Source organism: uncultured Nocardioides sp. (assembly GCF_947489365.1).
In the GTDB taxonomy this organism is placed as follows: domain Bacteria; phylum Actinomycetota; class Actinomycetes; order Propionibacteriales; family Nocardioidaceae; genus Nocardioides.
In genome coordinates, this window is sequence record NZ_CANLDB010000004.1 from 299,301 (window position 1) to 319,984 (window position 20,684).

General features: G+C 73.1%; 20 protein-coding genes. 11 read left to right on the forward strand and 9 right to left on the reverse strand.

Annotated features, from left to right (window positions below):
* Position 1: 1 nt before the first annotated feature.
* Positions 2-1,435, reverse strand: a complete 1,434-nt coding sequence (sufB, locus tag Q0858_RS13575) for a Fe-S cluster assembly protein SufB (protein WP_299055309.1) — start codon at positions 1,433-1,435, stop codon at positions 2-4.
* Positions 1,432-2,133 carry a helix-turn-helix domain-containing protein gene (locus Q0858_RS13580; RefSeq protein ID WP_299055312.1) on the reverse strand — a complete coding sequence of 234 codons (702 nt, stop codon included), beginning with the start codon at positions 2,131-2,133 and terminating at the stop codon, positions 1,432-1,434. Before Q0858_RS13580 ends, sufB begins: the two co-directional genes overlap by 4 nt.
* A gap of 338 nt (positions 2,134-2,471) precedes the next feature.
* On the opposite strand from Q0858_RS13580, the gene Q0858_RS13585 reads away from it, so the two are divergent.
* The 6 genes from Q0858_RS13585 to Q0858_RS13610 all read left to right on the forward strand — a co-directional run bounded on the left by Q0858_RS13585 (position 2,472) and on the right by Q0858_RS13610 (position 7,906).
* On the forward strand, positions 2,472-3,068 hold the full coding sequence (locus Q0858_RS13585) for a CDP-alcohol phosphatidyltransferase family protein (protein ID WP_299055314.1): 597 nt from the start codon (positions 2,472-2,474) through the stop codon (positions 3,066-3,068).
* The gene (locus Q0858_RS13590; protein WP_299055316.1) at positions 3,065-3,994 is read left to right on the forward strand and encodes a phosphatidate cytidylyltransferase; all 930 of its coding nucleotides are present in this window, start codon (positions 3,065-3,067) and stop codon (positions 3,992-3,994) included. Before Q0858_RS13585 ends, Q0858_RS13590 begins: the two co-directional genes overlap by 4 nt.
* The gene (locus Q0858_RS13595; protein WP_299055318.1) at positions 3,991-5,160 is read left to right on the forward strand and encodes a lysophospholipid acyltransferase family protein; all 1,170 of its coding nucleotides are present in this window, start codon (positions 3,991-3,993) and stop codon (positions 5,158-5,160) included. The genes Q0858_RS13590 and Q0858_RS13595 overlap by 4 nt, the downstream gene beginning before the upstream one ends.
* A gap of 31 nt (positions 5,161-5,191) precedes the next feature.
* Entirely contained in the window at positions 5,192-6,181 is a 990-nt protein-coding gene (locus tag Q0858_RS13600) for an ABC transporter ATP-binding protein (protein WP_366916015.1), read from the forward strand.
* Between the two features lie 62 nt (positions 6,182-6,243).
* Positions 6,244-6,966 carry an ABC transporter permease gene (locus tag Q0858_RS13605; RefSeq protein WP_299055719.1) on the forward strand — a complete coding sequence of 241 codons (723 nt, stop codon included), beginning with the start codon at positions 6,244-6,246 and terminating at the stop codon, positions 6,964-6,966.
* A 16-nt stretch (positions 6,967-6,982) separates the two neighbouring features.
* Positions 6,983-7,906, forward strand: coding sequence for a COX15/CtaA family protein (locus Q0858_RS13610; protein ID WP_299055320.1), 924 nt, complete (start codon positions 6,983-6,985; stop codon positions 7,904-7,906).
* Positions 7,907-7,955: 49 nt separating this feature from the next.
* On the opposite strand, the gene Q0858_RS13615 is transcribed toward Q0858_RS13610, so the two are convergent.
* Positions 7,956-8,849 carry a heme o synthase gene (locus tag Q0858_RS13615; RefSeq protein ID WP_299055722.1) on the reverse strand — a complete coding sequence of 298 codons (894 nt, stop codon included), beginning with the start codon at positions 8,847-8,849 and terminating at the stop codon, positions 7,956-7,958.
* A 318-nt stretch (positions 8,850-9,167) separates the two neighbouring features.
* Between Q0858_RS13615 and tkt the strand changes: the two genes are divergently transcribed.
* From tkt to Q0858_RS13640, 5 genes are all read left to right on the forward strand, one after another.
* On the forward strand, positions 9,168-11,264 hold the full coding sequence (tkt, locus tag Q0858_RS13620; protein WP_299055323.1) for a transketolase: 2,097 nt from the start codon (positions 9,168-9,170) through the stop codon (positions 11,262-11,264).
* 44 nt (positions 11,265-11,308) lie between these two features.
* Positions 11,309-12,412, forward strand: coding sequence for a transaldolase (gene tal, locus Q0858_RS13625; protein WP_299055325.1), 1,104 nt, complete (start codon positions 11,309-11,311; stop codon positions 12,410-12,412).
* Positions 12,409-14,082: a glucose-6-phosphate isomerase gene (pgi, locus tag Q0858_RS13630; RefSeq protein ID WP_299055328.1), complete on the forward strand. Its 1,674-nt coding sequence runs from the start codon at positions 12,409-12,411 to the stop codon at positions 14,080-14,082. Before tal ends, pgi begins: the two co-directional genes overlap by 4 nt.
* Entirely contained in the window at positions 14,079-14,801 is a 723-nt protein-coding gene (gene pgl / locus Q0858_RS13635) for a 6-phosphogluconolactonase (RefSeq protein ID WP_299055330.1), read from the forward strand. Before pgi ends, pgl begins: the two co-directional genes overlap by 4 nt.
* Before the next feature lie 118 nt (positions 14,802-14,919).
* Positions 14,920-15,390, forward strand: a complete 471-nt coding sequence (locus Q0858_RS13640; RefSeq protein WP_299055333.1) for a hypothetical protein — start codon at positions 14,920-14,922, stop codon at positions 15,388-15,390.
* A gap of 4 nt (positions 15,391-15,394) precedes the next feature.
* Here the strand turns inward: Q0858_RS13640 and Q0858_RS13645 are convergent, their stop codons facing one another.
* The 6 genes from Q0858_RS13645 to whiA form a co-directional block, all read right to left on the reverse strand.
* Positions 15,395-15,760: an RNA polymerase-binding protein RbpA gene (locus Q0858_RS13645; RefSeq protein ID WP_299055335.1), complete on the reverse strand. Its 366-nt coding sequence runs from the start codon at positions 15,758-15,760 to the stop codon at positions 15,395-15,397.
* 101 nt (positions 15,761-15,861) lie between these two features.
* A complete protein-coding gene (gene secG, locus Q0858_RS13650) occupies positions 15,862-16,101 on the reverse strand; it encodes a preprotein translocase subunit SecG (protein ID WP_299055337.1) in 240 nt (79 codons plus the stop codon).
* Positions 16,102-16,130: 29 nt separating this feature from the next.
* Positions 16,131-16,901, reverse strand: a complete 771-nt coding sequence (gene tpiA, locus Q0858_RS13655; protein WP_299055725.1) for a triose-phosphate isomerase — start codon at positions 16,899-16,901, stop codon at positions 16,131-16,133.
* A 14-nt stretch (positions 16,902-16,915) separates the two neighbouring features.
* Positions 16,916-18,145 (reverse strand): phosphoglycerate kinase, encoded by a 1,230-nt coding sequence (locus Q0858_RS13660; RefSeq protein WP_299055339.1) that lies wholly within the window; start codon positions 18,143-18,145, stop codon positions 16,916-16,918.
* A 1-nt stretch (position 18,146) separates the two neighbouring features.
* The gene (gene gap / locus Q0858_RS13665) at positions 18,147-19,142 is read right to left on the reverse strand and encodes a type I glyceraldehyde-3-phosphate dehydrogenase (protein WP_299055341.1); all 996 of its coding nucleotides are present in this window, start codon (positions 19,140-19,142) and stop codon (positions 18,147-18,149) included.
* Between the two features lie 301 nt (positions 19,143-19,443).
* A complete protein-coding gene (gene whiA, locus Q0858_RS13670) occupies positions 19,444-20,430 on the reverse strand; it encodes a DNA-binding protein WhiA (protein ID WP_299055343.1) in 987 nt (328 codons plus the stop codon).
* Between the last annotated feature and the right edge of the window lie 254 nt (positions 20,431-20,684).

A 20,684-nucleotide genomic window follows, 5' to 3' on the forward strand; every position in this document is an offset into this window, starting at 1 on the left:
GTCAGCCGACCGCGCCCTCCATCTGCAGCTCGATCAGGCGGTTGAGCTCGAGGGCGTACTCCATCGGGAGCTCCTTGGCGATCGGCTCGACGAAGCCGCGGACGATCATCGCCATCGCCTCGTCCTCCTCCATGCCGCGCGACATGAGGTAGAAGAGCTGGTCGTCGGAGACCTTGGAGACGCTCGCCTCGTGGCCCATCGACACGTCGTCCTCGCGGACGTCGACGTACGGGTAGGTGTCGGAGCGGCTGATCTGGTCGACCAGGAGCGCGTCGCACAGCACGTTGGACTTGGAGCCGTGCGCACCCTCGTTGACCTGCACCAGGCCGCGGTACGACGTCCGCCCGCCACCGCGCGCCACCGACTTGCTCAGGATCGAGCTCGAGGTGTGCGGGGCCGCGTGGACCATCTTGGCGCCGGCGTCCTGGTGCTGGCCCTCGCCGGCGAAGGCGATGGACAGCGTCTCGCCCTTGGCGTGCTCGCCCATGAGGTAGACCGCCGGGTACTTCATCGTCACCTTGGAGCCGATGTTGCCGTCGACCCACTCCATCGTCGCGCCGGCGTCGCAGGTCGCGCGCTTGGTGACGAGGTTGTAGACGTTGTTCGACCAGTTCTGGATGGTCGTGTAGCGGCAGCGGCCGCCCTTCTTCACGATGATCTCGACGACCGCGGAGTGCAGCGAGTCCGAGGAGTAGATCGGCGCGGTGCAGCCCTCGACGTAGTGCACGTAGGCGTCCTCGTCGACGATGATCAGCGTCCGCTCGAACTGGCCCATGTTCTCGGTGTTGATCCGGAAGTAGGCCTGCAGCGGGATGTCGACGTGCACGCCCGGCGGCACGTAGATGAAGGAGCCGCCCGACCACACCGAGGTGTTGAGCGCGGCGAACTTGTTGTCGCCGACGGGGATCACGGTGCCGAAGTACTCGCGGAACAGGTCCTCGTGCTCACGCAGGGCGGTGTCGGTGTCGACGAAGATGACGCCCTTCTCCTCGAGGTCCTCGCGGATCGAGTGGTAGACGACCTCCGACTCGTACTGCGCGGCGACGCCGGAGACGAGGCGCTGCTTCTCCGCCTCGGGGATGCCGAGCTTGTCGTAGGTGTTCTTGATGTCCTCGGGGAGGTCGTCCCACGTGGCGGCCTGCTTCTCGGAGGACCGCACGAAGTACTTGATGTTGTCGAAGTCGATGCCGTCGAGGTCGGAGCCCCAGGTCGGCATGGGCTTGCGGTGGAAGAGCTTGAGGCCCTTCATCCGGAGGTCGAGCATCCACTGCGGCTCGCTCTTGAGCGAGGAGATGTTCGCGACGACCTCCTCGGACAGGCCGCGCTTGGCGACGGAGCCGGCGGCGTCGGAGTCGCTCCAGCCGAACTCGTAGCGTCCGATGCCCTCCAGGCCGGGGTTGAGCTGCTCGATCGTGGGCTGGGTCTCGGTCGTCATGAGGATGCTCCATCCTTCGCGGGGTTGCTCGAGCTGGTGGTGGAACCGGTGTGGTCATGCGGCACGTCGGGGACGTGGGTGGTGCAGACGCCGTCGCCGTGGGCGATGGTGGCGAGACGCTGGACGTGGCGGCCGAGGACGGCGCTGATGGCGTCCGTCTCGGCCTCGCACAGCTGGGGGAACTCGTGGGCGACGTGGGCGACGGGGCAGTGCTGCTGGCACAGCTGCTGCCCGATCGGGCTCTCGCGCACGCCAGCGGCGTACCCGCCGCGGGTCAGGACCTCCGCCAGCGCCTCGGCGGGGTCGCGGTCGGGGGTCTGGGCCATGAGCCGGGAGTGGTCACTCTCGATGAACGCCACCCGGCGCCGGGCGAATTCCACGACGGCCTCGTCACCGGCGGTCTCCGACAGGAACCGCAGCGCGTCGGCCGCCAGGTCGTCGTACTGCTGGTCGAAGTGGTCGCGGCCGGTCTCGGTGAGCGCGAAGACGCGCGCCGGTCGGCCCCGCCCCCGCGCACCGCGGGGCCGCTGCTCGCGACTCGCGACGCTGCTCTCGGACACGAGCTGGTCGAGGTGGCGGCGGACGGCCGCGGGCGTGAGCCCGAGCCGCTCGGCGAGCTGCGCCGCGGTCGAGGGACCGTTCTCCAGGATCGACCGGGCGACGCGGGCCCGGGTGGGCGCATCGGTGCTCTCGGTCAATTCCACAACATGAGTGTGACCTTATTGCGGAGCGCCTTTCAAGTGAGGTTCACCTAAGTCGGCCGCCTCGCCGCTGGTCGAGCAGCACGCGAGCGCAGCGAGCGCGCGTCGTCGAGACCACACCCGACCGGAGGTCGAGGTGCCCCGAGCCCTGGCGAGGGGCCACGAGACCCCACAACGGACGCGCGCGACCCTCCCACCGGATCTCGTGGCTCGGTCGCTGCGCGACGCTCGCACCTCGATCTCCGCCGGACCCGCGACGGGCTGAGTACCGGGGCCCAGGAGGTCGGGTACGGCGGCGCAGGTGCACGGCGCCCGGCGCGGACAGGCTCGGGGACATGAGCAGCCTGTACGCCCTGAAGCCCTGGTACACGCGCCGGCTGGGCCGGTTCGTGGACGCCGCCGTGCGTCGTGACCTCTCCCCCGACCTCTTCACCGGGGCCGGGGTGGCGGGGGCCGTCGGCGCCGCGGCGTTCGTCGCCGCCGGCTGGTGGCTGCCCGCCCTCGCCGCCCTGGCGGTCCGGCTGGGCGGCGCGAACCTCGACGGCGCGGTCGCGCGCGCCCGGGGGGTGTCCCGCCCGTGGGGCTTCGTCCTCAACGAGGTCGGCGACCGGGTCTCCGACCTCGTCGTGCTCGGTGGGCTCGCCGTGCTCGCCGCCCGCACCGGGGACGCCGGCACGGTGACGGCCGTCGCGGTCGCCGCGCTCGCCGCCACCCTGCCGACGTTCGCCTCCCTTGCCGCGGCCGGCGCCGGCGCGACCCGTCGCAACGACGGTCCGGTCGGCAAGACCGAGCGCTGCGCTCTCGTCGTCGTCGCCACCGCCGTCCCCGCGTGGATCGTGGGTGTCTGCGCCGTCGTGGTCGTCGGCTCGGTCGTCACCGCCGTCGTCCGCCTGGCGGGCGCCCACCGCGAGCTGACCGGAGCGGGCCGATGAGCGCCGGCTGGCTGGGCACGAGCTGGTCCCCCTGGAGCTTCGACACCGCCTCCCTGAGCCTCGACGTCGACCTCGGCCCGCTGTCGTTCGACGTGACCGGCCGCGCGGTGTTCCTGTGCTGGGTCACCCTCGGCGTCCTGGCCCTGGCCGGCGCGGCCGTCGCCGTCTCCCGCCGCCCGGAGCTGACGCAGCGCTGGACGACCTGGGCGCTGATCGTCCCCGTCGTCGGCCTGCCGATCTGGGCCGGTCGCGGCACGACCGCCGTCCTGGCCGCGGTCCTCGCCGTCGTGGCCGTCGGCGAGTACGCCCGCCTGGCCCGCCTGCGGTCGGTCGACCGGATGGTGCTCACCGGGCTCGCCGTCGGCTACCCGCTGGCCGCCTGGCTCGCGCCCGGCCTGCTCGCCCTCGCCCCGCTCGTGGTCCTGCTGTCCGCGCTGCCGTCCGTGCTCGGCGGCGACCTGGCCGACGGCGTACGACGGTCCGCGATGACCGCCTTCGGCTCGGTGTGGATCTGCTGGGCGCTGGCCCACCTCGTCGTGCTCTGGGAGGACGCCTACCTGGTGGCGTTCGCCGCCGCGGCGGCCGACGTCGCCGCCTGGTGCGGCGGCAAGGGCCTGCGCCGGTTCGGCTGGGCGCGCCGCCCGCTGTCGCCGCTGTCGCCGAACAAGACCGTCGGCGGGCTCGTCGGCGCCGTCGTCGGCACCACCCTGGTCCTCCTCCTGCTGGGTGAGCTCTCCGCCGGCCTGGTCCTCGCGGTCGCCCTGGGCGGCGTGCTCGGCGACCTCGTCGAGTCGATGGTGAAGCGCCAGGCCGGGGTCAAGGACGCGGGCGGCTGGCTGCCCGGTTTCGGCGGCCTGCTCGACCGCGTCGACTCGCTGCTGCTCGTGCTGCCCCTCGCCGCCGTCCTGACGGGGGGTCTCGCGTGAGCCGCCTCGCCTCGCACCTGCGCCGCGGCCTGTGGCGCGCCGTCACGGCCCTCACCGGTGGTCTGCGGACCGCCGGTCGGCTCGAGGGCACCGGCGGCCGGATCGTGGTCGCCAACCACTCCTCGCACGGCGACACCGCCGCGCTGCTCGCCGCGCTGCCGGCCGACGCCCGCCCGGTCTTCGCCGCCGCGGCCGACTACTGGTTCGACGTGGGCTGGCGGCGGGTTGTCGCGACCCGGCTGGCGGGGATCCTGCCCGTCCGCCGCGGCTGCGAGGGCGCCTACGAGGCCATGCTGGACGCCGTCCGGCCGGCGCTCGAGCGCGGTCACACGGTGATCGTCTACCCCGAGGGCACCCGCACCGAGGACGGCAGTGTCGGCCGCTTCCGCTCCGGAGCGCTGCGCCTGGCGCGCGACTGCGGCGTGCCCGTCGTGCCGGTCGCCGTCCTCGGCACCCGTGCGCTGCTCCCGAAGAACGGGCGCCTGACGCCGGGCCCTCTGGAGGTCCGTGTCGGCGAGCCGCGCGACCCGGCCGCGACCACCGCCGCGGACCTGCGCGACGACGTCCTCGGCCTGCTCGAGGAGGGCCCCGCGCGGCCGCGGACGTCGGCGCTGTGGCGCGCCACCGCGCTACTGGTCACCTCCCGCGCAGGACTGGCCGTGGCGTTCGCCTGGGGGCTGGCGGAGGCGTGGAGCTGGCCGGTCATGGCCGAGATGGCGCTCGTGCTGCTGGCCGCGGCCGTCCCCGCGCAGGTGCCGCGGTGGGCCGTCGGCGTCGTCGCCGGGTCGGTGACCGGCGTCGTCACCCACGCGTGGGCCGCCGCGCACGGCGTCCGCCCGCCGCTGCCGTGGACGACGGACCGGATGGCCGACGCGGTCGCCACCGACCTCGCCGGCGGTCCCGCCGGGGTCGTGGCGCAGGCGCTGTCCGGCATCCCGGTCAAGCTCTACGCCCAGGTCGCGGGGACGACGGGCCTCGACCTGGGAGCCCTGGCGGCCTGGACCGTGGTCGGCCGTGGCCTGCGCATGGCGGCCGTCGCCCTCGTCGTCTGGTGGCTGGCGCGGCTGCTGCACCCGTGGCTGCGGCGTCTGTGGGGGCCGTACCTCGCCCTCGTCGTCACCGGGTTCGCGGTGGCACTGGGCGCGATCGTGCGCGGCTGGTCCTGAGCGGCCCGGGGGCGCTCCCTAGACTCGAGCGGTGCCCCCGACCCCGTCCGACGCCGCCTCGGCCCCCGCCGTCCGGGTCCAGGACCTGGTGATGCGGTACGGCGACACCGTGGCGGCCGACGGCCTGTCGCTCGAGGTCGCGCGGGGCTCGATCACCGCGGTCCTCGGACCGAACGGCGCCGGGAAGACCACCACGCTCGAGACCTGCGAGGGCTACCGGCGCCCGCAGGGCGGGTCGGTCCGCGTCCTGGGCCTCGACCCGGTCCGCCAGCGGCGCGAGCTGCTCCCCCGCATCGGCGTGATGCTGCAGGGCGGCGGGGCCTGGTCCGGCGTGCGTGCCGTCGAGATGCTGCGTCACGTCGCCAGCCTGCACGCCCACCCCCTCCCCGTGGGGCTCCTCGTCGAGCGTCTCGGTCTCGACGAGTGCGGCCGGACGCCGTACCGGCGGCTCTCGGGTGGGCAGCAGCAGCGCCTCGGGCTCGCCATGGCCGTCGTGGGGCGGCCCGAGCTGCTGTTCGTCGACGAGCCGACCGCCGGGATGGACCCCGCCGTCCGGCGCACCACCTGGGACCTGCTGCGCGAGCTCCAGCACGACGGGGTGACCACCGTCCTCACCACCCACTACATGGAGGAGGCCGAGCGGCTCGCCGACCTCGTCCACCTCGTCGACCACGGCCGGGTCGTCGCCTCCGGCTCGCCGCTGGCCCTGACCCGCGGTCGCGGCGACGCGACGATCCGCCTCGTCGTCACCGAGCCCTTCCCCCTCGGCGCGCCGCAGTCGCTGGCCACCGCGCTCGGCCACGGGACCGAGGTCACCCCGGTCGACGAGCGCAGCCTGGTGGTCACCGGGCCCGCCGACGCGAGCACGCTCGCGGTGGTCTCCGCCTGGTGCGAGGACTTCGGCGTCGTCCCCGAGTCGCTCACCATGGGCCGCATGACCCTGGAGGACGTCTTCCTCGCCGAGACCGGACGACCGCTGGCCCCCACCGACGGCACGATCGACGGGGGCCGGGCGGCGTGACGCAGCAGGAGACCGCCCGCGGGACCTTCACCCCGCGCCCCGGCGCCGCGCCGTACACCGCGATGGTGCGCGCCCAGGCCTCGATGGAGACCCGGCTGCTGCTCCGCCACGGCGAGCAGCTCCTCATCGCCGTCGTCATCCCCGTCATCGCCCTCGTCGGCGGCGTCGTCGCGGCCGGCCGGCTCGGGATCGACCTCGACGGCCACGCGCCCGTCGACGCGCTCACCCCCGGCGTGCTCGCGCTCGCCGTGATGTCCACCGCCTTCACCTCGCTGGCGATCGCGACCGGGTTCGAGCGCCGCTACGGCCTGCTCAAGCGCCTGGGCGCCTCGCCGCTCCCCCGGTCGGGCCTGCTGCTCGGCAAGGTCGGCGGCCTCCTCGTGGTGCAGGCGGTGCAGGTCGTCGTGATCGGCGCCGTCGCCCTGCTCATGGGCTGGTCGCCGGACCCCCTGGGCCTGCTCCTGGCGCTGCCGTGCGCGCTGCTGGGCACGGCGGCCTTCGCGGGGCTCGGGCTCGCGCTCGCCGGGACGCTGCGCGCCGAGGCCACCCTCGCCGTCGCCAACCTCGTCTACCTCCTCCTGCTCGCCGGGGGCGCCGTGGTGCTCCCGCGGTCGTCGTACGGCGGCGCGTCGGAGGTCCTCGCCGTGCTGCCGTCGGCGGCGCTCGGGGACGCGCTGCGCGCCGCCCTGCTCGACGGCACCCTCGCCGTGCTGCCGCTCGTCGTGCTCGCGGTCTGGGCTGCCCTCGGCGCCGGCCTGGCCTCCCGGTTCTTCCGCTGGGAGTGACCCGCAGAATGGGGTGGTGAGCACCCTGCTGCGCCCCCTCGACCGCCTCGTGCCCTGGCTGTGGCCGGTGGCCGTCGCCAACCTCGTGGCGAACGTGCTGATCGTCGTGACCGGCGGCGCGGTGCGTCTCACCGCGTCGGGGCTCGGCTGCCCCACGTGGCCGCGGTGCAGCGAGGAGTCCTACGTCAGCCACGGGGAGCTCGGCCTGCACGGGGCGATCGAGTTCGGCAACCGGCTGCTCACCTTCGCCGTCGCCATCGTGGCCCTGCTCGCCCTCGTCGCCGCCTGGCGCAGCGGCCGGCGGCGCGCGACCCGGCTCGCGCTGGTCGTGTTCCTCGGCATCCCGGCGCAGGCCCTGCTCGGCGGCGTCACGGTGCTCACGCAGCTGAACCCGTGGGTCGTCGCCCTGCACTTCCTGGTCTCGATGGCGATCATCGGGGTCTGCGTCCTGCTCCTCGACGAGCTGCGCGGCCCCGAGCGCGACGCCGCGCCCCTCGCCGTACGACGGGCCTCACTCGTCGTCTTCGCGCTGGGGTGGCTCTCGCTCTACCTCGGCACCGTCGTCACCGGCAGCGGCCCCCACGCCGGCGACCTCGACGCCCGCCGTACGGGCCTCGACCCGCAGTGGATGTCGCACGTCCACGCCTGGTCCGTCTACGCGCTCGTCGGCGCCACCCTGGTCCTGCTCGTGCTCGCCCGCCGCTCCGGCGCCGCGCGGGTGGCGTCGGTGACCGCCCTGCTGCTCGGCGTCGAGCTCGCGCAGGGCGTCGTCGGCTTCGTGCAGTACTTCACCGACCTGCCGATCGTGCTCGTCGCGCTGCACATGCTGGGCGCGGCGCTCATCTCCGCCGCGATCACGGCGACGGTGCTGTCCGCCCGTCCGCTGGTGCGGCGGCGGGCCCGCACCCCCGTGGCCGGGCCCACCGCCGTCACCACCTGAGACGCACAGGCGGCCCGATCGGTTGCGTGGTCGGGCGAGAAAGTCCGGATCAGCCGAACGAGCCCGCGACCAGCGGGTCGATGGCGACGGCGACGAACAGCAGCGACAGGTACAGGTTCGAGCTGTGGAACAACCGCATCGGACGGATCTCGGAGAGGTCCTCCGTGCCGCGGGAGCGGCGCCACAGGGCGACGGACTCGACGAGGAACACGGCGCCGAGCACGACAGCGGCGAGCGGGTAGAACCAGCCCGTCCCGGCCACCGGCCACAGCAGGAGCGAGGTCGCGACCATGACGACGGCGTAGGCGATGATCTGCACGGCGACCTTCGAGGCCGGCAGCAGCACCGGCAGCATCGGCACGTCGACCTGGCGGTAGTCCTCGCGGTAGCGCAGGGCCAGCGCCCAGGTGTGCGGCGGCGTCCAGAAGAAGACGACGAGGAACAGGATCACGGGCGCCCAGGCGAGCTCGTTCGTGACCGCCGTCCAGCCGATCAGCGCGGGGAAGCAGCCGGCCAGGCCGCCCCACACGATGTTCTGGGCGGTGCGGCGCTTCAGCACCATCGTGTAGACGAGCACGTAGAACGCGTTGGCCGCGAGGGCCAGGCCCGCCGAGAGCAGGTTGACCCAGATCGCGAGCACCACGGTGGACACCACGCCGAGCGCGAGCCCGAAGACCAGGGCGGAGCGGGGCGACACGATGTGGCGCGGCAGCGCCCGGCGGCGGGTGCGCCGCATCTGCTCGTCGATGTCCCGGTCGTAGACGCAGTTGAGCGCCGAGGCCGACCCGGCCGACAGGGTGCCGCCGACGACGGTGGCGACGACCAGCCCCAGAGGAGGGACGCCGCGGGCGGCGAAGAACATGACCGGGACCGTGGTCAGCAGCAGCAGCTCGATGACGCGGGGCTTGGTGAGCCCGACGTACGCCGCGAGGACGTCACGCACCGAGGTGCGGTCCTCCGGGCCCGGGGTCGCGTCCTGACGCGGCGGGACGCCGGGGGCACGACCGTGCGCGGCCGGCGGGCCGGATCGGGTCACGAAGGTCCTCGCAGGGCTGGACGACGGGGATGGGCTGCATGGGGCCGAGGCTTCCGGACACCGGGACGTGGTCGTGGAGACCACCTGTCCACCGCACGCACTCCCGGTCGAGTCTAGCCCGGTGACGACAGTAGGCTCGACACGACCCGAGCCGACGCCCGACCGGCCGTCGCGCTCCCATCGGACCGGGTCCACCGACACCGGCACGGACCGTAGAGGAACCACGTGAGCACCCTCCCCACCCTGGACTGGACCGAGACCGACGACCGGGCGGTCGACACCGTCCGCGTGCTGGCCATGGATGCCGTGCAGAAGGTCGGCAACGGCCACCCCGGCACCGCGATGAGCCTGGCGCCCGTCGCCTACCTGCTGTTCCAGAAGGTGATGCGCCACAACCCGGCCGACCCCCACTGGCCCGGCCGTGACCGCTTCGTCCTCTCGTGCGGCCACTCCTCCCTGTCGCTCTACCTGCAGCTCTACCTGGGCGGCTGGGGCCTCGAGATCGAGGACATCGAGGCGCTGCGCACCTGGGACAGCAAGACCCCGGGCCACCCCGAGTACAGCCACACCGCCGGCGTCGAGACCACCACCGGCCCGCTGGGCCAGGGCGTCGCCAACGCCGTCGGCTTCGCGATGGCCGGGCGCCGCGAGCGCGGGCTGCTCGACCCCGACGCCTCGCCCGAGGACAGCCCCTTCGACCACCAGATCTACGCCCTGTGCTCGGACGGCGACATGCAGGAGGGCGTCAGCGCCGAGGCCTCCTCCATCGCCGGCCACCAGGGCCTGGGCAACCTGACGGTCATCTACGACGCCAACAAGATCTCCATCGAGGACGACACCGACGTCGCGTTCACCGAGGACGTCGCCGCCCGCTACGAGGCGTACGGCTGGCACGTGCAGGTCGTCGACTGGACCGCCGGCACGGAGTACTCCGAGGACGTCCCGGCCCTGTACGAGGCCATCTCCGCCGCCCGTGCGGTGCAGGACAAGCCCAGCTTCATCCTGCTGCGCACGATCATCGCCTGGCCCGCCCCGAACGCCCAGAACACCGGTGCCTCCCACGGCTCCGCCCTGGGCGAGGACGAGGTCGCCGCCACCAAGGAGGTCCTCGGCTTCGACCCGCAGCGCACCTTCGAGGTGCCGGCCGACGTGATCGAGCACACCCGCGCCGCCGTCGCGCGCGGCAAGGAGGCGCAGGCCGCCTGGGACGCGTCGTTCGAGGCCTGGACGAAGCAGCCGAACGCCGACGTCGCGCTCTACGAGCGCATGCAGACCCGCACCCTGCCCGACGGCTGGACCGACGCCCTCCCGACCTTCGAGGCCGACCCGAAGGGCGTCGCCACCCGCAAGGCGTCCGGTGAGGTCATCAACGCCATCGCCCCGGTCCTGCCGGAGCTGTGGGGCGGCTCGGCCGACCTCGCCGGCTCCAACAACACGACGATCGAGGGTGCTCCCTCGTTCAACCTGGCGGACAACTCGACCGGCAAGTTCACCGCCGACCCGTACGGCCGGGTGCTCCACTTCGGCATCCGCGAGCACGCCATGGGCGCGATCATGAACGGCATCGCCAGCCACGGCGGCACCCGCGTCTTCGGCGGGACGTTCCTCACGTTCTCCGACTACATGCGGCCCTCGGTCCGCCTGGCGGCGCTGATGAAGCTGCCGGTCACCTACGTGTGGACCCACGACTCCATCGGCCTCGGCGAGGACGGCCCGACCCACCAGCCGATCGAGCACCTCGCCGCCCTCCGGGCGATCCCCGGCCTCGCCGTCGTCCGCCCGGCCGACGCCAACGAGACCGTCGCCGCCTGGCAGCACGTGCTGGAGAACCCCGGCCGGCCGGCCGGGCTGTGCCTGAGCCGGCAGAACGTGCCGACCTTCCCGCGCGACACCGACGGCTACTCCGACACCTCGAACGTCAGCAAGGGCGCCTACGTGCTCCTCGACGTCGAGGGCGGCCAGCCCGACGTCGTGCTCATCGGCACCGGCTCCGAGGTCCAGCTCGCCGTCGAGGCGCGCGAGATCCTCGCCGCCGAGGGCGTCCGCGCCCGCGTCGTGTCGATGCCGTGCCACGAGTGGTTCGACGCCCAGGAGCTCTCCTACCGCGAGACCGTGATCCCGCCCGGCGTCCGCGCCCGCGTCTCGGTCGAGGCCGGCATCGCGCAGGGCTGGCGCGAGATCGTCGGGGACCACGGCCGGATCATCTCGATCGAGGGCTACGGCGCCAGCGCCGACTACGAGCGCATCTACCGCGAGTACGGCGTGACGGCCGAGGCCGTCGCCGCCGCGGCCCGCGACAGCATCGCCGCGGCGACCAGCTGACCCCGCGGCCCCACCCGGACCACCACTCCCCAAGGAGGAACCACATGTCCGACCGTCTCAAGGCCCTGGCTGACGCCGGTGTCTCCATCTGGCTCGACGACCTCTCCCGCGAGCGCCTGCGCAGCGGCAACCTCGAGCAGCTCGTCGCCGAGAAGTCCGTCGTCGGCGTCACCACCAACCCGTCGATCTTCTCCGCCGCGCTCGGCGAGGGCGACGCCTACGACGAGCAGCTGCGCGAGCTCGCCGGCAAGGGCGTCGGCGTCGACGACGCGATCTTCACCATCACCACCGACGACGTCCGCGACGCCTGCGACGTCCTGCGCCCGGCGTACGACACCAACCCGGCCGACGGCCGCGTGTCCATCGAGGTCGACCCGGGCCTCGCCCGCGACACCGAGGCCACCATCGCCCAGGCGAAGGCGCTGTGGGCGTCGGTGGACCGCACCAACGCGCTGATCAAGATCCCGGCGACCGAGGAGGGCCTGCCGGCCATCACCGCGGTCATCGCGGAGGGCATCAACGTCAACGTCACGCTGATCTTCAGCATCGACCGCTACCGCGCCGTCATGGACGCCTACATGGCCGGGCTCGAGAAGGCGCGCGACGCCGGCCTCGACCTGTCGACCATCCACTCCGTCGGCTCGTTCTTCGTCTCCCGCGTGGACTCCGAGATCGACGACCGGCTCGACAAGGTCGGCACCGACGAGGCCAGGGCCCTGAAGGGCAAGGCCGCCGTCGCGAACGCGCGACTGGCCTACGCTGCCTTCACCGACGCGTTCTCGGGTGAGCGCTGGGAGTCGCTGGCCGCCGACGGCGCCCAGGCGCAGCGCCCGCTGTGGGCCTCCACCGGGGTCAAGAACCCCGACTACCCCGACACCCTCTACGTGACCGACCTCGTCGTCGCCGACACCGTGAACACGATGCCGGAGAAGACCCTCGAGGCGTTCGCCGACCACGGCGAGGTCGAGGGCGACAAGGTCACCGGCCGCGGCGAGGAGTCCGAGAAGGTCTTCCAGCAGATCAGCGCCGTCGGGGTCGACCTCGACGACGTGTACGTCGTGCTCGAGGACGAGGGTGTCGCGAAGTTCGACGACGCCTGGGCCGAGCTCACGAAGACGGTGAAGGACCAGCTGGAGAAGTCGGCATGAGCGAGGGGGAGGCGCCCGTCGACGCCACCACGACGGAGGCCTGGACCAGGCTGCGGACGCTGGCCGACGGGTTCTCCCCCGACCTGCGTGCCTGGTTCGCCGAGGACTCCGGCCGCGTCGAGCGGCTCTCGTTCGCGGCGGCCGACCTGCACGTCGACCTGTCCAAGGCCCTCCTGGACGACGACGTCCTCGCCGCCCTCCTCGCCCTGGGCGAGGAGGTCGGCGTCGAGGCCCGGCGCGACGCGATGCTCGCCGGTGAGCGGATCAACGTCACCGAGGACCGCGCGGTGCTCCACACGGCACTGCGCCTGCCGCGGGACGCGTCCCTGGTCCTGGGTGACACCGACGTGGTCGCCGACGTCCACGAGGTGCTCGACCGCGTCTACGCCTTCGCCACGTCGGTCCGGGACGGCTCGTGGACCGGGGTCACCGGCGAGCGGATCCGCACGGTCGTCAACATCGGCATCGGCGGGTCCGACCTCGGCCCGGTGATGGCGTACGAGGCGCTGGCGCCGTACCACCAGGAGGGGCTCGAGTGCCGCTTCCTGTCGAACATCGACCCCACCGACGTCGCGCTGACGCTGCAGGGCCTCGACCCGGCGACGACGCTGTTCATCGTCTCGAGCAAGACGTTCGGGACGCTCGAGACGCTCACGAACGCCCGGATGTGCCGCGCGTGGCTGCTCGACGGCCTCGGCGCGGTGGACGGCGAGATCGACCGGGACGACGCCGTCGCGAAGCACTTCGTCGCGGTCTCCACGGCGCTCGACAAGGTCGCCGACTTCGGCATCGACCCCGCCAACGCCTTCGGGTTCTGGGACTGGGTCGGCGGCCGCTACTCCCTCGACTCCGCGATCGGCACCTCGCTGGTCGTCGCGATCGGCCCGGAGCGGTTCGCCGAGCTGCTGGCCGGCTTCCACGCGATGGACGAGCACTTCCGCACGGCCCCGGCGGGCGAGAACGTGCCGATGCTGCTGGGCCTGCTGAACGTCTGGTACTCCGACTTCCTCGGCGCGCAGACCCACGCCGTGCTCCCCTACTCGCAGCTGCTGCACCGCTTCCCGGCGTACCTGCAGCAGCTGACGATGGAGTCCAACGGCAAGGGTGTCCGCTGGGACGGCTCACCGGTCACCACGGACACCGGCGAGGTGTTCTGGGGCGAGCCCGGCACCAACGGGCAGCACGCCTTCTACCAGCTGATCCACCAGGGCACCCGGCTGGTCCCGGCCGACTTCCTCGCCTTCGCCGAGCCGTCGTACCCGCGCACGGACGGGGCCACCGACGTCCACGAGCTGTTCCTCGCGAACTTCTTCGCCCAGACCCGGGCGCTGGCGTTCGGCAAGACCGCCGACGAGGTCCGGGCGGAGGGCACGGACGAGTCCGTCGTCCCGGCGCGCGTCTTCACGGGCAACCGGCCGACCACGTCGATCATGGCGCCGGCCCTCACGCCGTCCGTCCTGGGCCAGCTGGTGGCGCTCTACGAGCACGTCACCTTCACCCAGGGCGTCGTGTGGGGCATCGACAGCTTCGACCAGTGGGGCGTCGAGCTCGGCAAGAAGCTCGCGCTGGAGGTCGGTCCCGCGATCGCGGGCGACGCCGACGCGCTCGCCGCGCAGGACGCGTCCACGCAGGCGCTGATCGCCTACTACCGCGAGCACCGCACCCGATGAGCGCGCCGACCGTCCGCACCCACCCCGACGCCGACGCGCTGGCCCACAGCGTGGCGGTGTCGCTCGTCCACCGCCTCGCCACCTGGCAGGCGGAGGGCCGCGAGCCCGCCGTGGCGCTCACCGGCGGCACGATCGCCGAGCGGATCCACGCCCTCGTGCCCACCCTCGACACCTCGTCGGTCGACTGGACCCGGGTGAGCTTCTGGTGGGGCGACGAGCGCTACGTGGCGGCGGACTCCGACGACCGCAACGACCTGCCCGCGGTGCGCGACCTGCTGGAGCCGCTCGGCGTCCCCGCCGACCGGATCCACCGCATGCCCGCCACCGACGCCGGCCACGCCGACGTCGACGCGGCAGCGGCGGCGTACGCCGACGCGGTCCGCGGCCAGGGCGGCGGCGGGTTCGACCTGGTGATGCTCGGCCTCGGGCCGGACGGGCACGTCGCGTCGCTGTTCCCGGGCTTCGCCCAGCTGGAGGCGGACGGGATCGCCGTCGGCGTCACCGGGTCGCCGAAGCCGCCGCCCGAGCGCGTCAGCCTGACCTTCGCCGCCCTCGACCGGACCGACGAGGTCTGGTTCCTCGTGAGCGGCGAGGCCAAGGCGGACGCCGTCCGCCGAGGCCTGGCCGAGGACGGCAGCGTCACCGAGACCCCCGCGCGCGGGGTCACCGGAGGGGACCGCACGTGGTGGCTGGACTCCGACGCCGCATCGGCGCTGTAGCCGTCGCGGGCACGGCCCTCGCCGCCCTCGGCGCGTGCTCCGGGACGCCGGACGGCGCCGAGGAGGTCACGATCGGCAGCGACGGGGCCCTGTCTGGGGTGACGGCGACCGCGCCGTCGTGCTGGCCCACGGGGCGTCGTACGACGCGGCGAGCTGGGAGGCGCAGGCCGAGGTCCTCGCCGCCGACGGCGCCACCGTCGTGGCCACCGACGAGATCACCCCGGCCGCCCTCGCCGACGCCGTGACCTGGGCACGCGAGCAGGGTGCCGACGAGGTCGCCCTCGTTGGAGCGAGCGCCGGGGCGGACGCCGTCCTGGACCTCTGTGCGGAGGACGCCGGCTGCGCGGACCGACTGGTCCTGCTGTCGCCCAACGCCGTCGTGCCGGATCCCGTCGAGCCGCCGACGCTCTTTGTCGCGAGCGAGGACGAGGCCGTCGCGGACGTCGCGCCCGCGCTCGCGGGGACCGCGGCGGACGGGGACCTGCTGGTCGTGCCGGGGGACGCGCACGCCCAGGGGCTGTTCGACACCCCGGACGGCGCGCAGGTCCTGGAGGCGGTCCGCGACCACCTCCAGGACCCGCAGGACTAGCGCGTCAGAAGACGATCTCGCCGGCCTTGCGCCGCGAGCGCAGGGTGGCGATGGCCTCGTCGAGGATGCTCGCCGCCTCCGCGTCGCTGCGACGCTCCTTCACGTAGGCGAGGTGCGTCTTGTACGGCGCGATGCGGGGAGCGTCGGGCGGGTTCTCGGTGTCCAGGCCCGCGGGCAGACCACACTTGGGGCAGTCCCAGGTGGCCGGCACCTCGGCCTCGACCGAGAACGCCACCACCGAGCGGTGGTCCTGCGAGCAGTAGTACGTCACGGACTGACGCGGGGCGGCCTCGCCGCGCTCCGCCTCGCCCATGGGGCCCGACCCGACCCGGCTCCCCCGGATCGCGCTGGCGCCGTTACCTCCGGCCATCTGTCCCTCCCTGTTGTCGTCCGGTGCGGTCGGTCGGCTCGACGCGACCGCGATGAGCGGTGTCGTCCCCTCCCCGGACCGACCCCGCGTGGTGCGGCGTGTCAGGCGACCCCGTAGGCGTACAGCAGGCCCAGGGCGATCACGCAGGCGAACCAGATCACGCCGATGCCGACGGTGAACCGGTCGAGGTTCCGCTCCGCGACCGACGAGCCGCCCAGCGAGCTCGACACGCCTCCGCCGAACATGTCGGACAGGCCGCCGCCACGCCCCTTGTGCAGGAGCACCATCACGATCAGCATCAGGCTGGTCAGCATGAGCAGAACCGTCAACACCACAGTCACGAGCAGGACCCTACGTCACTGGTGGAGGCTCAGAGCACCGGCATGTCGTAGAACCTGCAGATACCACCGAACTCGTCGGCCTGCAGGCTGGCGCCCCCGACGAGGCAGCCGTCGACGTCGTCCTTCGCCATGATCCCCGCGACGTTGGACGCCTTCACCGATCCGCCGTACAGGACCCGGACGCCGTCCGCGGCGGCGTCGCCCCAGACCTCCCGGACGCGGGCCCGGACGGCCCCGCACACCTCCTGGGCGTCCTCGGGGGTCGCGACCTCGCCGGTGCCGATGGCCCAGACGGGCTCGTAGGCGACCACGAGACCGGCGACCTGCTCGGCGGTCAGGCCGGCTAGCGAGCCGTCCACCTGGGCCAGCGTGTGGGCGACCTGGTCACCGGCCTGGCGCACCTCGAGACCCTCACCGACGCAGACGATCGGCGTCATCGACTCCCCCAGCGCGGCCTTCGCCTTGGCGTTGACCAGGGCGTCGTCCTCGTGGTGGTGCTCGCGGCGCTCGGAGTGTCCGACCACGACGTAGGTGCAGCCCAGCCGGGCCAGCATGTGCGCCGAGATCTCCCCGGTGCGGGCTCCGGACGCCTCGGTGGAGACGTCCTGCGCGCCGTACGCGACCTTGAGCCGGTCGCCGTCCACGAGCGTCTGCACCGAGCGCAGGTCCGTGAACGGGGGGACCACGACGACCTCCGCCTTCGCGGGGTCGTGCCGCTTGTCCTGCAGGGTCCACGCGAGCTTCTGCACCAGGTGGACGGCCTCGGCGTGGTCGAGGTTCATCTTCCAGTTGCCCGCCATCAGGGGGGTCCTGCTCACGAGACGCTCCTCTCCAGCACGGCGACGCCGGGCAGCTCCTTGCCCTCCAGGTACTCCAGGCTCGCTCCGCCACCGGTCGAGATGTGGCTGAAGTCGGTCTCGGCGAAGCCGAGCGTGCGCACCGCCGCGGCGGAGTCACCGCCGCCGACCACGGTCAGCCCGTTGTTCTGCGTGCACTCGACGAGCGCCTGGGCGACCGCCCGGGTGCCGTCGGCGAACGCGTCGGTCTCGAACACGCCCATCGGGCCGTTCCAGAAGACCGTCCGCGCGTCCGTCAACGCCTCCGCGAACGCTGCCGCGGACTCCGGGCCGATGTCGAGGCCCATCGAGTCGTCGTCGATCTCGTCGACGGACACGACCTTGGGCAGCGGGTCACGGTCGCCGGAGGGGAACGAGGTGTCGGTGACGACGTCTGTCGGCAGCAGCAGCTGGACGCCGAGCTCGTCGGCGCGGCGCAGGTACTCGGCGCACCGCTCGACCTGGTCGGACTCCAGCAGCGAGGAGCCCACGGCCTTGCCCTGGGCCGCGAGGAAGGTGAAGACCATCCCGCCGCCGATGAGCAGGCGGTCGGCCTTGCCGAGCAGGTTGTCGATCACCCCGAGCTTGTCGGAGACCTTCGAGCCGCCGAGGACGACGGCGTACGGCCGCTCGGGGTCCTCGGTGAGGCGCCGCAGCACCTCGATCTCGGAGGCCACCAGCGCGCCCGTCGCGCTCGGCAGGTGCAGGGCGACGTCGTACGTGCTGGCCTGCTTGCGGTGCACCACCCCGAAGCCGTCGGAGACGAACGCGTCGGCCAGCTTGGCCAGCTCGCTGGCGAACGCCGAGCGGACCTCGTCCTGCTTCGAGGTCTCGCCCGCGTTGAAGCGGACGTTCTCGAGGACGGCGACCTCGCCGTCGGCCAGCGCGGCGACCGTCTCGGTCGCCGACTCCCCCACGGTGTCGGTCGCGAAGGCCACCCGCCGGCCGAGCAGCTCACCGAGCCGGTCGGCGACCGGGCGCAGCGAGTACGCCGGGTCCGGCTCGCCCTTCGGGCGCCCGAGGTGGGCGACCACGACGACCCGCGCGCCGGCGTCCGCCAGGGCGGAGATCGTCGGGACGGACGCGCGGACGCGGCCGTCGTCGGTGATCCGGGTGCCGTCGAGCGGGACGTTCAGGTCGGAGCGGACCAGGACCCGCTTGCCGGCGACGTCGCCGAGGCCCTCGAGCGGGCCGTCGATGACCGCCACGTCAGAGGGTGGCGCCGACGTGGACGATCAGGTCGGCGAGGCGGTTGGAGTAGCCCCACTCGTTGTCGTACCAGCCGACGACCTTGACCTGGTTGCCGATGACCTTGGTCAGCGGCGCGTCGAAGATGCAGGACGCCGGGTCGGTGACGATGTCGGAGGACACGATCGGGTCGGTCGAGTAGCGCAGGATCTTGCCGTCGGCGGCGGCCTTGACGATCTCGTTGACCTCATCGACGGACGTCTCGCGCCCGGCCTCGAAGGTGAGGTCGGTGGCGGAGCCGGTCGGGACCGGGACGCGCAGGGCGTAGCCGTCGAGCTTGCCCTTCATCTCCGGCAGCACCAGCCCGATCGCCTTGGCGGCACCGGTGGAGGTGGGGACGACGTTCAGGGCGGCGGCGCGGGCGCGGCGCAGGTCCTTGTGGATGTTGTCCTGCAGGTTCTGGTCGGCGGTGTAGGCGTGGATCGTCGTCATCAGGCCCTTGGTGATGCCGAGGCCGTCGTTGAGGGCCTTCGCCATCGGCGCCAGGCAGTTCGTGGTGCAGGAGGCGTTGGAGATGACGGTGTGGTTCGCCGGGTCGTAGTCGCCCTCGTTGACGCCCATGACGATCGTGACGTCCTCGTTCGACGCCGGCGCGGAGATGATGACCTTCTTGGCCCCGCCCTCGACGTGCGCCTTCGCCTTGGTCGCGTCGGTGAAGAACCCGGTGGACTCCACGACGACGTCGACGCCGACCTCGCCCCACGCCAGGGCGGCGGGGTCGCGCTCGGCGAACGCCCGGATCTCACGGCCGCCCACCGTGATCGCGGTGTCGGAGCTGGTGACGTCCTGGCCGAGGCGGCCGAGGATGGAGTCGTACTTGAGCAGGTGGGCGAGCGAGGCGTTGTCCGTCAGGTCGTTGACGGCCACGATCTCGATGTCGGCGCCCGACGCCTGGACGGCCCGGAAGAAGTTGCGGCCGATCCGGCCGAATCCGTTGATGCCTACGCGAACGGTCACTGCAGGTGCTCCTGACAACGCTGGGTGTGGCGGACGCTCTCGACACTATCGGCCACCACCGACCGCGGGAACCGCTGTCCGCCGTACCGTCGGGTAACCGGGCGGGCCTGGCTGAGGCCCGCTCCGGCGTGGTCCCGGGCGTCACAGGGGTCCCGGCTGTCACAGGTTTCGCCACCTGACCCGTGAAGCCCCGTCCGGGCTGACGAAACTTCGTCAGCCCAGACGGGGTTTCGCCAGCCGGCTGGTGAAACCCCGAAACGGGTGGGGCTGGTGGGACCAGAGGTACGACGAGCCCGACGGCTCAGGCGTCCTCGGCGAGCATCTCGTCGGTCAGGGAGGCCTCGGTGCCGGGGACGCCGAGCTCCTCGGCGCGCTTGTCGGCCATCGCGAGGAGGCGACGGATGCGACCCGCGATGGCGTCCTTGGTCAGCACCGGCTCGTGCAGCTGGCCGAGCTCCTCGAGCGAGGCCTGCTTGTGCTCGAGGCGGAGCGTCCCGGCCATGCGGAGGTGGTCGGGGACCTCGTCGCCGAGGATCTCCATCGCGCGGTCGACGCGTGCGCCGGCAGCGACGGCGGCGCGGGCGGAGCGGCGGAGGTTGGCGTCGTCGAAGTTGGCGAGGCGGTTGGCGGTCGCGCGGACCTCGCGACGCATCCGGCGCTCCTCCCAGGCCATGAGGGACTCGTGGGCCCCGAGGCGGGTGAGCAGCGCGCCGATGGCGTCGCCGTCACGGATGACGACCCGGTCGACGCCGCGCACCTCGCGGGCCTTGGCGGGGATGCCGAGGCGGCGGGCGACCCCGACCAGGGCGAGCGCGGCCTCGGGGCCGGGGCAGGTGAGCTCCAGGGCCGCCGAGCGGCCGGGCTCGGTGAGCGAGCCGTGGGCGAGGAACGCGCCGCGCCACGCGGCGACGGAGTCGCAGCCGCCGCCGGAGACGACGTGCGGCGGCAGGCCGCGGACGGGGCGGCCGCGCTGGTCGAGGAGACCGGTCTGGCGCGCCAGGGCCTCGCCGTCCTTGGTGACGCGGACGACGTACCGGCTGCCGCGGCGCAGGCCGTTGCCCTGCACCATCGCGACCTCGGACGCGTGGCCGAAGACCTCGGCGACGTCGGTGCGGAGGCGGCGGGCCGCGGCACCGGTGTCGAGCTCGGCCTCGATGACGATCTTGCCCGCCACGATGTGCAGTCCCCCGGCGAACCGGAGCAGCGACGCGACCTCCGCCTTGCGGCAGCAGGTCTTCGTGATCCGGGTGCTCGACAGCTCCGCCTTGACCTGTGCCGTCATCGCCATGTCGCTGATCCTGCCACGGTGGTCAACGACCCTCGGGGGATGCCTGGCCGGGCAACGTGTGGGGCGTGTCGGGTATCACGAGAGGTCGGCCGCGGACCCGGATCCGACGTCCGGGAGCCGTCTACCGCGGTCCCTTGGCACTACCGCGGTCCCGTGGTCCGAGACGGGCCGCCAGCGCCCACTGCAGTGGCAGTAACACCGCGTTACATGTCGCAGCGGCGGGGACGGCGGGGACAGCGGGGACGGCGGGAGCG

Excerpts from the sequence above, each read along its gene's own strand:
- sufB (WP_299055309.1), bottom strand. The coding sequence starts at position 1,435 with ATGACGACCGAGACCCAGCCCACGATCGAGCAGCTCAACCCCGGCCTG.
- Q0858_RS13585 (WP_299055314.1), top strand. The coding sequence starts at position 2,472 with ATGAGCAGCCTGTACGCCCTGAAGCCCTGGTACACGCGCCGGCTGGGC.
- Q0858_RS13590 (WP_299055316.1), top strand. The coding sequence starts at position 3,065 with ATGAGCGCCGGCTGGCTGGGCACGAGCTGGTCCCCCTGGAGCTTCGAC.
- Q0858_RS13605 (WP_299055719.1), top strand. The coding sequence starts at position 6,244 with ATGGTGCGCGCCCAGGCCTCGATGGAGACCCGGCTGCTGCTCCGCCAC.
- tal (WP_299055325.1), top strand. The coding sequence starts at position 11,309 with ATGTCCGACCGTCTCAAGGCCCTGGCTGACGCCGGTGTCTCCATCTGG.
- pgi (WP_299055328.1), top strand. The coding sequence starts at position 12,409 with ATGAGCGAGGGGGAGGCGCCCGTCGACGCCACCACGACGGAGGCCTGG.
- pgl (WP_299055330.1), top strand. The coding sequence starts at position 14,079 with ATGAGCGCGCCGACCGTCCGCACCCACCCCGACGCCGACGCGCTGGCC.
- Q0858_RS13645 (WP_299055335.1), bottom strand. The coding sequence starts at position 15,760 with ATGGCCGGAGGTAACGGCGCCAGCGCGATCCGGGGGAGCCGGGTCGGG.
- tpiA (WP_299055725.1), bottom strand. The coding sequence starts at position 16,901 with ATGGCGGGCAACTGGAAGATGAACCTCGACCACGCCGAGGCCGTCCAC.
- whiA (WP_299055343.1), bottom strand. The coding sequence starts at position 20,430 with ATGGCGATGACGGCACAGGTCAAGGCGGAGCTGTCGAGCACCCGGATC.